Source organism: Vibrio sp. 378, from assembly GCF_033339435.1.
Window position 1 is genome coordinate 87,652 of sequence record NZ_JAWOUO010000007.1, and the last position, 14,883, is coordinate 102,534.

The following is a 14,883-nucleotide window of genomic DNA, read 5'->3' on the forward strand; positions in this document are numbered from 1 at the left end:
CATAATTTACATTTCTAACACTTACGATTTAATTTATTGTTTTGTATGAACTTTAATAAAATTAGGCATTCTTAAAATGGCGCTTAACACGCTAATAAGTGCACCAATATGGTTTTAGTGCACCAACATAATGCGCACCATATAGCTCAACAAACAGCAAACTTTATACGATAAACGTAAAAGCCACCCCATGAGAGGTGGCTTATATACGGAATTGCTAACTAAAGGAGTTTATCGAGTGATCTTCCCGGCTTTTACTTCTTCTAGCCAACGTCCTTCAACGAGATAGGGGGGGAGCCAACCAGTTTCAACAGATAAACGGTTACCTTTGTCATACCACATACATGCCATACCAAGCAGAGGGAAATTAATGAACGTGCGGATCCCTACTCTATCTGGTCCCAATTCTCTAAGATGATATTTCTCTTGAAACTGTAGGTTTTTAACGAGCACTTCCTCAAAATCATAACCAATGTTAGTAGTGAGCGCTGCGAAGGTTTCTAGGATCCCCATCGCAATTTCCAACGCCCAGTTATCCCCTTGGGCTACCGCTGCGTCCATTGCTGCGACGAGCTTATCAGGATAGTCCGATGTGCGATTATGAAACGACTGGATGACATCTACTAACATGTAAGACAATTCACCCGCTTTAGTAGAGCTTTGTCTCATCAAAGAAATCGGAAAGTTCGCCAATACGTCCATGCTAGGTTTATCACGCACAATCACCGAAGTAAAATACGCATCTAGCCACATTGAAGGACAAATGAAGCCTGTTTTTAAAATACCTTCCCCATCCCATGTCACTTCTGGATAGCCGAGTATCTGGATACTTAATGGTTCTTTCTGATACATAGCGAGCCGATGATAACATGCGCCCATTAGCGAAGTTTCATAAAGACGCAAGGTACATATTTGCTCATCTTCATGTGAGGCTTGAAACCAGGTATACCAGCGAACCTGGTCAATGGCAAAATCACCAAGACTGACCAGGTTTTCCCGCCTGATTTTAAGACCTTCTTTTCTGTTATCTAAGACCCGGTTTATAAATTTTTTCCGATTCACAATGGCTTGAGTGTCAAGTTCAGGATTTGCTTTGCGCTCTACAACTTTGACCGATTCTTTGCTTTGCATTTTTACTTTAGTCCTTCTGAATCAATTTTAAATTCTGCCACTTCTAGTTTTACGTCCGAGGCTTTTCCACTTTCTGGGATGCTTGCTTGAGTATGTATATATCGAATAGGTATGCCGGAGAAAGCTGCAAATTGGATTTCGTCGGCAGCTAATTTTTCAGTCGTTCCTTCTTTATTCTCTGACATTAACTTAACTATTTCCGCCGCATATTTACTTGTCCCTTGCTGATATGCTTCATTGCCAATTTTACGACTGCCGAGCGGGCTGCTGCCCCCCTTAGCCTCAACGATGATGATTTCTTCAGGATCATCTGAGAGGTAAACCATATCAAAGTCGCCCGGCTTCGAAATTGAGGTTCCAATATCTTTGGGATGAAGCAGCTTAGCATTAGGACGTTTACTCCGGACAAAGTCATCCGCGGCCAACTCACCTATTTTTGCAGACTGTTGGTTAATATTACCAATTTGAGCGTTATATCCCTCTTCGCCAGCTCGAGCGTCGATTGCCTCTTGACGCTCTTTTAAGCATTCGTCAATTTTTTCTTTGTTTCTTTCTGTTAGCTCATAATCACTCGTATTGAGTTCAGAGTTTTCTTTATACTCTGCTTTATTCAGCACAAGATCTTCAGTAAAGATCGTGCAACCTTCTTCCCCGCCAACTTTCTCTGAGTCAAAAACATGCGCATTTACAAATTCCTCAATCCCAACAACATACTGAACTTCGTGCCTGCTGCCATCTGAATGATTGATATGACGATAAAAAGTAATTTCATTTTTCTCGCAATCAATATGGTCTAAATCGTATTCATATCGAATATGATTTTTACCTTTGGGTTTTCGGATTTTGACTTGCGAGCGAACGCCATCTTCTCCGACGGATGATTCTTTTGCTGCCTCTAAAATCTGATCGCAAACCTCTTGGGGGACATCGCTTTGCGCCTGATACGCTGCCAACATTTGACCCAAGCGTTTTAACCCTTCTTCACAAAGGAAACCTGTTGGATCAATCCACTGGATAGGATTGACTGCATATTGGTAATGGTTAATGCCACCAGCAATAGATATCGGATCTTGTTGGATAAAGCGTCCTAGCTTAGGATCGTAATACCGAGCGAGGTTGTAGTGTAAGTCGGTTTCTTGATCGAAGTACTGCCCTTGAAAACGCAGTGGATTTACTACTTTTTCAATATGTACACGAGCAAAGCCATGAGCATCGTAGCTGGCACTCCATACAACATTCCCCTCGCAATCGATCAGTCGCTCTGGTTTACCAACTTGATCGCACTGGTACCAATAAATAACGTCATTTTCTAGCAGTGCCACTGGCGTGTAGGTTTCTGGTTGATATAGGTACCAGCGGAAAGCGCATGAAGAGCGTTCACCAATTAAACGTTCCCCTTCCCACAAGAACTCCGTAACGCCTTGTTGTGTAATTTTCTTCGTCCTGCGCCCTAATGCATCATATTCATATTGACTGATGCCATCGTCGGTGTGAACTTCAATGAGCTGATTTAACGCATCAAATACGCGAGTCTGAACATGTCCTTGCCCCTCACGTTTTGTCTGGTTTCCTTGCGCGTCATATTTGAACCGGACACCATCGTGTACTTCAATACGATCAGCGAATACCTCTGAAGATGGCAAAGTAGGATTGCCAAAACTATCGTATTCAAACTTAGTCACTTCTCCGGAAGCATTGACTCGTTTCAGTTGCCCTAAGGCATCGTACTGATAGTGCGTTGCTCCTGCCGTATTATCAATGATTGATGAAATACGGTTTTGCGCATTGTAAACGTACTTTTTCTCTCGATCTGGCCAATGTTGTTCAACCAAACGACCAACACCATCATAAATGATGCGCTCATTAAAATGTGCCGTTTCAATTTGGGAAACTCGTCCCATTTCATCGTAATGAAATTTGATTTGAGGTAAATCTAGGTTTCCAAACCGAATCGCTGAAAAACGCCCATATCGATCATAAGAGAAGTTCAGCTCCGTATTATCTGGCAGTACCTGAGATACGCGTTGGCCAACTCTGTTAAACTCCTGCGCTATCTCAAACTGACCTTGAATGCGCTTTGTTAAATGCCCGAATGAAGAGTATTGGTATTGCAATGTTTGATGGCGATTGGAGGCGAACGTAAGTCGCCCACCAAGCGTATAATTAAAGTGGTGCTCTACAATACTGCTAGCATTTCCTGCTTTGACGTGCTTGAGATAACCCGCAGCGTCATAGCGGTACAGCACCGTCCTATCGGCGACTTGCTTACGATGGATCCGCCCCATATCGTCATAATCAAATTGGCTTTGTAGATTATCAAACCCGATAGTTCCTGACAGCTGGCCTTCATCGTCATACAGGAATTCGAACTCTAAGCCGTCACTCCGAACTAATTTAGTCAGGTTACGTTGTTGATCGTATTCGTAAGAAATATGGCTGCCATCTGGAAAGATGACTGCTTCTTGTTGCGCGAGTGCTCCCCATTGATACGAGGTAATGCCTGCTGGCGTTCGAATCTGAGCAACACGGCTGTGCTCATCGTAAGAATATTCTTCGCTATAACCGACTTTGTCTTCGTCGTTAAAATAACGAACTGATGTACGCCTGCCAAATTGATCATAAGCGAGTTGAGCAATACACCCATCGGGATAAGCAACGCCATTCACCAGATCTTCTTCGTTGTAGCTGTAACGAAGTAATGTACCGTCTATTTCATTCGCGATAAGTCTTTGTTGTTCATCCCACCACCATTGACTTTTCTTACCATCTTCAGACTCTTTTTTGACGACTTGACCGTGTTTATCGTAATCATATTCCGTGACACAGCCGAACTGATCGGTATCCCAAACTCTTTGACCGAGGCTATTGTAGTAAGCCTTCTCGATATCCCCATCAGGTGAAACCGTTTTAACTAACTTACCTAAGCCGTCATAACCATATTGAATTTCTTTTCCAGAGGAATGAAACTTAGAAACTAATTGACCATGCTGATTATATTGATAATTGACCGTTGACTGATCAGGATAGATAGCTTGTGCTTTTCGTCCTAGTTCATCATATTGCCATCGCCAAGTTTTACCTGTGGGGCTTATTTTCTCGAGTAAGTTACCCTGCTCGTCATGCAAGAAAGACCATTGATGATCTAACGAGTCAGAATAAGAAGAGTGATTTCCCTGATAATGGAAGCGATAGTCATAAATTCCTGCGTCCCCAACGTTCCTGATGCATTTCGCGTTAGCACCTTCGCCATCCCATTCAAAATAATGAGTAAAGCCTGTTGGTCGTACACGCTTAACAATTAAATGGCCGCGGTATTGATACTGTTCCTTCAAGCCCAAATGATTAGTTGCACTGACCAAATCATCGTGCTCATCATAGGTATAAGTTGTCAGAACTTTTTGGGACTTTGCATTTAGCAGTTCTGCAAGGCGTCCTTGCTTATCATATTGACATTCAAGAACCGGACGCTTGTTATATGCGATCTCGATCAATCGATGGTTTCGAGAATACTGCAATTGAAACGTTGAAAACGTGCCATTTCTGACTTGTTTAACAAGCCAACGATCATCTTTCTGTTCAAATCGATATTGATGCCCATTAGCGAGCGTCACGATCCGAGTTGCTGAATTTAGGAAATAACAGCTCGCACCAGCGTATATCTGGTAACTTGTTGCTCCAATATCTACTGGCTCAAATTCTGTGATATCTGCCTTATCGTCAACAAACTCCCAAGCGATAACATTGTCTTTCTCGTCCGTCTTTTCGCGTAATTCAAACTGAAATGCATGTCGCCAACCAAAGCCCATTCCATGATTTACATCCGACTGCGAAGAGCGGTAAGTACGCTGCCAAGCAGTACCTTGTTGTAGCTCGATATCATAGAGTTCGAGAATTTCTTCACCCGTCACAAGTGATACAGGATCACCGGCTTTCTCATGTTTTTCGCTGCTTTGTTGCTGAGGCTTGGCGGATGCGGCACTTCTGCCACTCTTTTTATTCGACTTCCCCTTTCCCTTCGATGGTTTTGCATTGATGGTATTTTGAGTCGGTGGAGGCGTAACCGCTGACGAGAGTGCGTAGTTTTCGCCGGTAGGTACAATTCGAGCGACATGCAAGTCACCGTTCACCAAAGCATTGGCAAACGTTGAATTATAGTGTTGGGAAGTAAGCTCACCGTCAGGTATGTTTGGCTTGAATTGACCAATCGCATAGAACAAGTCCTCGACAGAGCGAAGGTCAAGCTCACCAAAGCTCTCAAGAAACTCTATTGCCTCTTGTTTGGTCACGAATGTTTTAGGTTCGCCGCTAGTAAGTAACTGACCAGAGAAGTGATAACTTTCGCCAAAGCGATTCGTGATAGGAATGACGAATTGAGGGATCATAGCCGTAACGTGTTTGTCCTTTTCTTACCTTGCCGCATCATTTAATGCTCGTTTCGCTCTTTTTATTTGTGAGAGCAAGATGCCTTAATCAAACATCCTCCGATAGAGATTCCTCTGTATGCGTAGACTGAATGTATTGATGGCAATTTTCACGTATGCAACTCTTTGAATTTCTGAGCGCAGCGTACTTTAACGGGACGATGAATCCTGAGTAAATGAACAATAGCGTGAGTGAGACTAATGTCTCATCGTGACGCGATTTTTTTACATGTTTCTTACTTAACTATGATTTTCTGCCCAGTTACGTAAATTCACTCAATAAGTTGCATCAAGTATCACCACTGCGACTCAACGCTTCATATTTGAGACAAAACAGCAACAAAAAAACCGCCTATTACGGCGGTTTTGCTTAAAGAATACTGATTAAAGGTTTGGACCTGTCGATGGTCTGTGTGGTTGGTTATTGAGCAGTTGCTGCATCCCTTGAAACATTCTCATAAACCACACCAAGATGGCTAATGCAGCAAACACCATCCCTACCCAAGGAATAAAGTAAGCGATGGTTTCAAGCAAAGTACTATGCAACCAATAATCACTCACGCCAACGAGTACACCGTTAGAAGTCGCTACGGTGACAATCAGCACAACAAAAAACGTCAGGTAGAGAAAGAAGGTGCGAATTAAACCGTAGTAATGAGAAATCACTACGTCGCTGTCTTCTCCCTTATCTAATCGGTAACCCGCATAGATAATTGCGATAACGCCTGAGATCAGAAACGTAAACGGGGTCAGACAGCTCAGGATGTACGCAACCCAAATCCCATTATGAGGTTTGTTCATTCGCTTTCGCTCCTTTTACTTCCGTTTGTGCCGTATCTGTTTCGCCCATTGCTTCTTTGGATTTCACTTCTTCATACCAAAGATCGTGATGCTCTTTCGCCCATGTTTCATCAACTTCACCTGTCACCATGCCTTCTAGCGCACCTTCCATACCGAATAGACCAATATAGATGTGGAAGATAAAGCCACAGATTAGAATCAGCGCCGAAATCGCATGAACTAAGTTAGAAAGCTCCATGTCACGGCGAGTTTGGCCAAAGATAGGAAAGTCCAGAACTAAGCCACTCACTGCCGCGATAGCACCAAAGAAGATTAACAACCAATAGATTGCCTTCTCACCACCGTTTGAGAAACCAGCTGACGGATGTGTGCCTTTGTGTTTACCAACCATGCCGCCCATTTTCATAAACCAACGAACATCTGTCATGTTTGGAATCGACTTGCGCCACCATTTAAAGAGCACGAGCATCAGTAAAATGAAGAACAATGGTCCCATGTAATTGTGGTACTGCTTCGCCAACATGACGATAAAGCCCCAGAACTCAGTAGGAACGTACGGTTTTAAGAAGTGCTTACCGTAAACCAGCATCAAACCACTGAATGCCAGCGTTAAGAATGTAAACGCCATACTCCAGTGAAGCGCGCGGTCTAAACGAGACCAACGCTTCATTTTTTTACCAGTACGCGGCTTGCTAAGCATCAAAGGACCAACGAATACGTAAGCCATGATTACCATTGCAATACTGCCGAAAATCGCGACAGCACCCGCTGGAGACATCCATTTCTCTTTTAGAATGTACCAAGTCTCACCAGGTTTACTGATCAATACGCCATGTTCTGGCGATTGAGACGTGGTGTAGCCTTCTTGCCCCTCTCTGACTTCGCGCCAATAGTCTGCCCCGGCGAGTTGCGTGATCTCCTGTTGAATAACTTTAGAAGATTGTTCCTCTGCTGAAGCAGGCATTGCGAAAGTCAGCAGCAATGCTGTCATCATTGACAGCATTGCTAAAGATGCACGTTTAAGCGTGTTTAACATGTGCCTCTCCTTACTTAGCTTTTCGTCGCATCGTAAGAAAGATCGTTTCCGTCTGTCCAACCTGCGTTTTTCGCGCCGCGTTCTACCACACGTTGACGGAAAATGTCAGAGACTTTCTCTGCGTCACCCGCAAGCAGCGCTTTAGTTGAACAAAGCGATGCACACATCGGTAACTTGCCTTCTGCGATACGGTTCGCACCGTATTTTTGACGTTCTTCCTCAGAGCCAGGCTCTGTTTCTGGGCCGCCCGCGCAGAAAGTACATTTATCCATTTTGCCACGTTCACCAAACGCTTCTTGTTTAGGAAATTGAGGTGCGCCAAACGGACAAGCAAACAAACAGTAACCACAACCGATACACAGATCTTTATTGTGAAGAACGATGCCGTCTTCGGTATGTTCGAAACAGTCTGCTGGACAAACTGCCATACAAGGTGCATCGGTACAGTGCATACAAGCAACAGAGATAGAGTTTTCACCAGCTTCACCGTCGTTTAGTGTTACCACGCGGCGACGTTGAATGCCCCATTCAAGCGCATCGTCGTTTTCGTTCTTACATGCAGTAACACAGCCGTTACACTCGATACAGCGTTTGGTGTCACATAGAAATTTCATTCGTGCCATTGTCAGACTCCTTACGCTTTACGAATGTTACATAGGGTTACTTTGGTTTCCTGCATCAAGGTAACCGGGTCGTAACCGTAAGTGGTTGCCGTGTTAGCCGATTCGCCAACAACGTAAGGCTGTGTACCTTCTGGGTATTTAGGACGTAGGTCTTCACCTTCGAACTTACCGCCAAAGTGAAACGGAATGAACGCCAAACCAGGTTTCACACGACGTGTTACCATCGCTTTCACCTTGATTCGTCCTTTCTCTGCACCTTCAACCCAAACATCATCACCATCTCTAAAGCCAAGATCGTTCGCGTCTTTCGGGTTCACTTCAACAAACATTTCTTGTTGAAGCTCGGCAAGCCAAGGGTTTGAACGCGTCTCTTCACCACCACCTTCGTATTCAACCAGACGGCCAGAAGTCAGAACGATTGGGTACTCGCCCGATTTGTCTTGCTCTTGAATGGATTTATACAACGTAGGAACACGGAAGATTGCATCTTTGTCTTCCCAAGTTGGGTAGTCCGTTACAAGGTCACGACGTGGTGTGTAAAGTGGTTCACGATGCAGTGGCACACGGTCTGGGAACGTCCAAACAATCGCACGCGCTTTCGCGTTACCAAATGGAATACAACCGTGCTTGATCGCGACACGCTGAATACCGCCAGAAAGGTCAGTCTTCCAGTTTTTACCCTCTGCTGCCACTTTCTCTTCAGCAGTTAGGTCGTCCCACCAACCAAGTTGTTTCAACAACTTGTCAGTGAACTCTGGGTAACCGTCTTTGATTTCACAGCCTTTCGAATAACTGTCTTCTGCAAGAAGGCTCTTGCCTTCAAATTCCACACCAAAGCGCGTACGGAAGTTACCGCCACCTTCTGCAACCGTCTTAGACGTATCGTACAGAATGTGTGTACCTGGGTGTTTCATTTCTGGTGTGCCCCAGCATGGCCAAGGTAGACCATAGGTTTCACCGTTGACAGGGCCACCTTCCGCTTCCAATGTGGTTTTGTGGAACGTATGCCAGTTTTGTTGGTGCGCTTTCAAACGCTCTGGGCTTTGGCCTGTGTAACCAATCGTCCACATGCCTTTGTTGAATTCACGCGTCAGGTCTTCAATCACCGGCTGGTTGTTTTCAACACGGATGTTTTTGAACAGAAGATCTGAATAGCCCAGTTTCTTCGAAAGCAGGTACATGATTTCGTGGTCTGGTTTTGATTCAAACAAAGGTTCAATCACCTGATCACGCCATTGTAGAGAGCGGTTAGATGCGGTAACGCTGCCGTGTGTTTCAAACTGTGTTGTTGCAGGAAGCAGGTAAACGCCGTCGGTACGGTCGTTCATTACCGCAGCAACCGTTGGGTAAGGGTCCACAATCACCATCATGTCCAACTTCTGCATCGCTTTTTTCATCTCAACACCACGTGTTTGAGAGTTAACTGCGTGTCCCCAGTAGAACATTGCACGGATGTTTTCGCGTTGACGAATGTTGTCTTTGTTTTCCAGTACACCATCAACCCAACGAGATACAGGAATACCTGCACTGTGCATTGGTTTCTGACCGCTATAAGCGTTGTCATCGAAACGACCTTTGATCCATTCGTAATCGATTTCCCACACTTTTGACCAATGACGCCAAGCGCCTTCAGAAAGGCCGTAGTAGCCCGGTAGCGTGTCAGAAAGTACGCCAAGGTCGGTTGCGCCTTGTACGTTATCGTGACCACGGAAGATGTTTGCGCCGCCGCCTGATTTACCAATGTTACCAAGCGCTAGCTCAAGCACACAGTAAGCACGTGTGTTGTTGTTACCAGTAGTATGCTGAGTACCACCCATACACCAAACAATACAGCCTGGGCGATTTTCAGAAAGCAGTTTTGCTGTTTGGTAAACGTCTTCTTCACTTACGCCTGTTACGCGCTCAACTTCTGCTGGCTTCCATTTCGCCACTTCAGCACGGATCTCATCCATACCGAATACACGTTGACGGATGAACTCTTTATCTTCCCATTGGTTTTCGAAGATGTGCCACAGCACACCCCAAATGAATGCTACGTCAGAACCTGGACGAAGAGAAACGTAGTGATCTGATTTCGCAGCAGTACGCGTACGGCGAGGATCCGCTACGACGATCTTACAGTTGTTCTTCTCTTTTGCGATCAGAATGTGCTGCATCGCTACTGGGTGTGCTTCAGCTGGGTTTGAACCAATGAATAGCATCGACTTACAGTTGTGCATGTCATTGAAAGAGTTGGTCATCGCACCGTAACCCCAAGTGTTCGCTACACCCGCCACGGTTGTTGAGTGACAAATACGCGCTTGGTGGTCAACGTTGTTCGTACCCCAAAGTGATGCCATTTTGCGGAACAAGTACGCTTGTTCGTTGCTGTGCTTTGCGCTTCCCAAGAAGTAAACCGAATCAGGGCCGGACTCTTTACGGATGTCCATCACCTTGTTACCGATTTCTTCGATCGCTTGATCCCAAGAAAGCTTTTTCCACTTCCCGTTTTCAAGCTTCATTGGGTATTTTAGACGACGCTCACCGTGACCATGTTCACGCAGTGCTGCGCCTTTTGCACAGTGACCACCGGCGTTAAATGGGTGGTCGAATGCAGGCTCTTGACCCGTCCAAACACCATTTTGAACTTCTGCGTAAATACCACAACCCACTGAGCAGTGAGAACAGATAGTACGTTTTATTTCTGTTTTCGCTTCTGGATCGACTGATTTTGCTTGCGCTTTTTTCATCATTCCCGGTGCGAATAGACTAGCACCAACCACTGCGCCACCAGCGGCAAGCGAAGTGTTTTTCATGAATGCACGACGAGATACGCCAAGCTGATTCGTTTCTTTGCTCACACTGTCGGAGCGTTTGACAAGTTTCATCCGTTATCTCCTAAAGTGTGTCGTAGTAATCGCGAATGTGTTGAGTTTCACGATACCCTTTCTTCTTCACGTCATTTTCAGAAGGCTCAACCGTTTCTGAAGCAACGGCCACTTTCGTGGTTCCCGCAACAACAGCACCGGCAACGGCAGCGGTTGTGAAGCCTTTTAGGAGATCCCTACGGCTTGTGTTTATTTCTTTATTATCTTTCATCATTGCTTCCTTACCTTACGGTAGATCTTTGGAGACTCATGCCTCTCTATCGATATGACCAAGTACTGCTCGATTACTCGTAATCAGTGACGTTTTTCACATCAATTTTTAATTTGTTCTTACTGCTTTTGGTGTTCACGCTAAAGCGCACTTGCTCTAACGTTAAAAACGCATCGCAAAGCTGTGCAGCTGGCTTGTAGAAGTTCACGCTTTCTGCGCTCTCTAGTTGGCGCGTAAAAGATTGGAACCAAGGGGCGATGTGTTTGTTAAACACCGCTTGTTGAAGTTCTTCCTCTTCACCTGTCAGCATTGCCATCACTTCGCACAGTGCAGAAATATGGTCTTCAGGCTCTTTCACGTTCTCTTCTCGTTCGATGCCTAAAAGATCCAAATCGCGACGAATTTCCGCTAACGGTTTTTCCATCATCGAGCCAGTGCGATGCCAAGATCCGAATGGCACAACTTCACCACGTCCAATGCCAATAAACAGATCTTGATATTCTTCTTCTAACGCTTCTCGCTGCGCTTCGTTCGCGGCTTGTTGCAGTGCGAGCCAAGCTTTTTGCATCGCGCTCTCAGACGGTTCAATTTCTAGCGATTTCAGGAACGCCAGCATTTCATCACTAGGCGCACTACGAAAAAGTGCAGATAGAACGAGATAAATGTCTGTTCTCAGTGTTTGTTCTTGTTGTGTGTCCACTGCGAGCTCCTAGTATTTCAGTTGTTTCATTGGGTCTTCTGCCATCGACTCAAACATGTCGATCACACGGCAGTCTTCACACATCGCGATACGATTGATCGCCGCTTCATCAGAGAAGTGAGAGTGACCGCGTAACTTGTTTTGTAGCATGTCGATCATCGATTGCGGAGCAAAAGGCTTGTGACAACGAATGCACTCGGCTGCCTTTTCTTCATGAATCACAACCGCTTTCTGGCGTTCTTCTTTCACCCAGTTCATACGAGGAGTAAGCGTCAGCACTTTCTCTGGACACGCCTTCTCGCACAGCCCACATTGAATGCAGTCTTGCTCGACGAATTTAAGCGACGGAGATCGACCGTCCGTATGCAATGCACGTGTTGGACACACAGCCACACAGCTCATGCACAACGTACAATCTTTACTTTCACAAGAGACTGTGCCGTAAGGTGCATTCGCTGGCAGCTCAACAATGTTCTCGACTGGAATACGTGATGCGGACAACGCATCCAACGCCGTAAATAGACGCTGACGTTTGTTGCCTTGCAAGTCTCCTAATGCCAAATCAAAAGACTCGGTACAAAGTGTCGGAGCACCTTCACGTAGTGACTCTAGATACAGAATGTCGATGGTTTCTTTGGCGATACCAAGCTGACCGAGCAGCTCTTGAGCAATACCTACTTCGCTATTAAGCATACGAATAATGGTTTGAGGCATAAAACGTGAAGCCGCAAACAGCACCTGAGTAGCACCATTCACAAGCGCGGCGAACCAAGTATCAATACCAACCGAAGGCAGTTCTTCCACCACAATTGGAATCACATTATCTGGCAGTGCTTTTAGTGCCATCACGTTGTAGCTCTCGTGGCGAGAACTGCAAATCAATACGATAGGATCTAAACCACCCGCTTGCTCATAGTTGGCGAGCGTACGTTCAATAAACTTTTGCGTATCTTCAGGGTTTGGCAGTGCGTAATGAATCGCTTCTGTCGGACACGCTGTAGCACAAGTACCCACGCCTTGACATAGGTATGGGTTGATCTCGATGCGATGGCCCGTTTTGTCGCTGCCTTCACTCGATAGTGCCCCTGCCGGACAAGCATCCACACACCGTTCGCAACCTTTTACGCCACGAGAGCTGTGTGCACATAAATCGGTATCTAAACGGAAGAATTTCGGTTTATCGAACGTCCCCATTAAGGTTGGAATCTCTTCCAACGCTTCAGCCAGTTTCGGATAGCCACGACCTACTGGGTAGTAGCCCGGTACTGGGACTTCTTCCGACATGCAGCTGTTAAGGCAAAGATCGAGTACGATATCGAAACAATCGCTATTGATCGCGACCTTGGCAAGATTGTTGGTCGAACCATGATTTTCAATCAGAACTTCAAACGTACCTAAGAACCCTGAAACCTGAACCGAATTGGCGTAATAAAGCTCGGGATTTGTGCCCTTTTCGCCATCGGTAGAAAGCAGCGTTAGGCTGTTCATTTGCGACAATTGTACTGCCGCACTTTCGATGATTGCCGTTGGGCCCACAATCAAGGTGTTACCGCCGCTTTCATAGCTTACGGTTGGTGGAATAAGATTGGTCAACTCTACGGTATTCTCGAAAGCGTACAGCCTCGCTTTACCGTTATTGGAAGTTGCTTGTTCTAATAATTGTTTCAGCATTGCTCAATTCCATTTATGAACATGGATAGTCTTTTCCATCTCTTAGTGTAGTTAGCGCCGGAGATTCTGCTGATTAACTTATCAATGAGCATTCTTATTCCGCCGTCTACAGGCGATGAATACTACGCAGTGCGTCCGTACTAACTTCAACCAGATTGGTATTGAGCAACAGATAGCAAGTGTCATGCCAATAAAATATCAACTTAAAATCAATAGGTTATCAACTTTACTGACAAATAGTAGGGATAAAAAAACCGGTTGAGACATTTTGTCTCAGCCGGCTCATTGAGTGTTTAGTCAAAATGTACCTATTCTTTGTGTGGTATATTTTGTCTCACCTCGTTAGGCTGTGATTCTTCAGCAAAAGTATCACTTTCGCCAGGAACTGTATTTATATACAGTTCATTTTCATCTTGAGTAATTTGGCCACTTTTGTCGGTGTTTGACTCTGCGTCTTCAACTACCTCTGGTGCGATATCGTTAGCGCTAAGCTCAGACCCTTGCGCAGTTTCAGCGTCTGGTTCGTCTTCCACTTTGTCTTTAACCCAATCACGCAGCGTCTCAGCGACGTCTTGAGAAAGTGACTTTAAGTTACTGTAATCATCATCGTAATCGTCTAGGCCGTCACGCACGTTAAATTCTTCGGACAAGAACATTTTGCGCAGCGCGGCTTTCTTAACACTTTCTGAAGCTTCAGAAACCAGCAGTTGCGCCACAGACATTTCTTCGGTTTTTTCAGTCTCTACACTCGCGGTAATGTCTGGAGCCTGACTATCCTCATTGACGTTCAAAGCATCTAAGCTTTCGTCAGCGTTTGAAAGCGCTGTGACACTATCTTCGGATTGCTCCGTCTCTGCTATCGGCGTGATCTCTTCAGCATGTTGGGAAGATTCTTCTAGTTTACGTTTCGACCAACGGCTTAAAAAACTAGTTGCCATTTGCTCTGCCTGCTCCTTTGCGTTTCTTGCGTCTTACTTCTAACAACTCACCGTGACGACCAATAAAGGCTTCCATCCAAGCCTGAACGGCTAACGGCATATCGTTAGATAGTACAAGGTTATCACCATCCATATATTGCGCCGCAACAGATTGTGAAGCCGTCAGTAACTGTATCGCTGGTTTTTCACCAGACTCGACGTTATCCATCACTAAAAAGAGTTTAGGTTGCTGAGAGCTTAAGTTAAAGCGGTAGTCTGTACGTTCATCTTTATGTAATTGCAACGGACAAACATCTGGAGTCTCTTCCGTCGGATTCAGCGCAAATCCTGTCAACTGCCATTGGGTTGTCACCCAAATCCCTGTACTGATCTCATGCTCAACAAGCTCTACGCCGATTGGCCATGTATCCTCAGTCTTTTCGTAATTTTTTTCGAAATCTTTCTTATCCGACATAACTCACCCAGTCTTTCTATTTTTGGTCTG

11 protein-coding genes are annotated in these 14,883 nt (G+C 45.2%); all 11 read right to left on the minus strand.

The window, feature by feature from the left end; genetic code table 11:
• Positions 1 to 231: 231 nt before the first annotated feature.
• The 11 genes from R7Q48_RS14455 to R7Q48_RS14505 all read right to left on the minus strand — a co-directional run bounded on the left by R7Q48_RS14455 (position 232) and on the right by R7Q48_RS14505 (position 14,853).
• The gene (locus R7Q48_RS14455; RefSeq protein ID WP_134646626.1) at positions 232 to 1,131 is read right to left on the minus strand and encodes an immunity 49 family protein; all 900 of its coding nucleotides are present in this window, start codon (positions 1,129 to 1,131) and stop codon (positions 232 to 234) included.
• Between the two features lie 2 nt (positions 1,132 to 1,133).
• A complete protein-coding gene (locus R7Q48_RS14460) occupies positions 1,134 to 5,513 on the minus strand; it encodes an RHS repeat-associated core domain-containing protein (RefSeq protein WP_213960882.1) in 4,380 nt (1,459 codons plus the stop codon).
• Between the two features lie 423 nt (positions 5,514 to 5,936).
• Complete coding sequence (locus R7Q48_RS14465) at positions 5,937 to 6,353, minus strand: membrane protein (protein ID WP_005377532.1); 417 nt, start codon at positions 6,351 to 6,353, stop codon at positions 5,937 to 5,939.
• The gene (locus R7Q48_RS14470) at positions 6,337 to 7,389 is read right to left on the minus strand and encodes a formate dehydrogenase subunit gamma (RefSeq protein WP_005377534.1); all 1,053 of its coding nucleotides are present in this window, start codon (positions 7,387 to 7,389) and stop codon (positions 6,337 to 6,339) included. The genes R7Q48_RS14465 and R7Q48_RS14470 overlap by 17 nt, the downstream gene beginning before the upstream one ends.
• Before the next feature lie 14 nt (positions 7,390 to 7,403).
• Positions 7,404 to 8,012, minus strand: coding sequence for a formate dehydrogenase FDH3 subunit beta (gene fdh3B / locus R7Q48_RS14475; protein ID WP_005377536.1), 609 nt, complete (start codon positions 8,010 to 8,012; stop codon positions 7,404 to 7,406).
• 11 nt (positions 8,013 to 8,023) lie between these two features.
• Positions 8,024 to 10,879, minus strand: a complete 2,856-nt coding sequence (locus R7Q48_RS14480) for a formate dehydrogenase subunit alpha (RefSeq protein WP_213907958.1) — start codon at positions 10,877 to 10,879, stop codon at positions 8,024 to 8,026.
• A gap of 10 nt (positions 10,880 to 10,889) precedes the next feature.
• Complete coding sequence (locus R7Q48_RS14485; RefSeq protein ID WP_005377542.1) at positions 10,890 to 11,090, minus strand: twin-arginine translocation signal domain-containing protein; 201 nt, start codon at positions 11,088 to 11,090, stop codon at positions 10,890 to 10,892.
• Positions 11,091 to 11,163: 73 nt separating this feature from the next.
• A complete protein-coding gene (locus tag R7Q48_RS14490) occupies positions 11,164 to 11,790 on the minus strand; it encodes a molecular chaperone (RefSeq protein ID WP_017820684.1) in 627 nt (208 codons plus the stop codon).
• Between the two features lie 9 nt (positions 11,791 to 11,799).
• The gene (locus tag R7Q48_RS14495; protein WP_256903208.1) at positions 11,800 to 13,461 is read right to left on the minus strand and encodes a 4Fe-4S dicluster domain-containing protein; all 1,662 of its coding nucleotides are present in this window, start codon (positions 13,459 to 13,461) and stop codon (positions 11,800 to 11,802) included.
• Between the two features lie 308 nt (positions 13,462 to 13,769).
• Positions 13,770 to 14,399, minus strand: coding sequence for a DUF3306 domain-containing protein (locus R7Q48_RS14500; protein ID WP_213907956.1), 630 nt, complete (start codon positions 14,397 to 14,399; stop codon positions 13,770 to 13,772).
• Positions 14,389 to 14,853 (minus strand): DUF3305 domain-containing protein, encoded by a 465-nt coding sequence (locus R7Q48_RS14505; RefSeq protein ID WP_005377550.1) that lies wholly within the window; start codon positions 14,851 to 14,853, stop codon positions 14,389 to 14,391. Before R7Q48_RS14505 ends, R7Q48_RS14500 begins: the two co-directional genes overlap by 11 nt.
• Between the last annotated feature and the right edge of the window lie 30 nt (positions 14,854 to 14,883).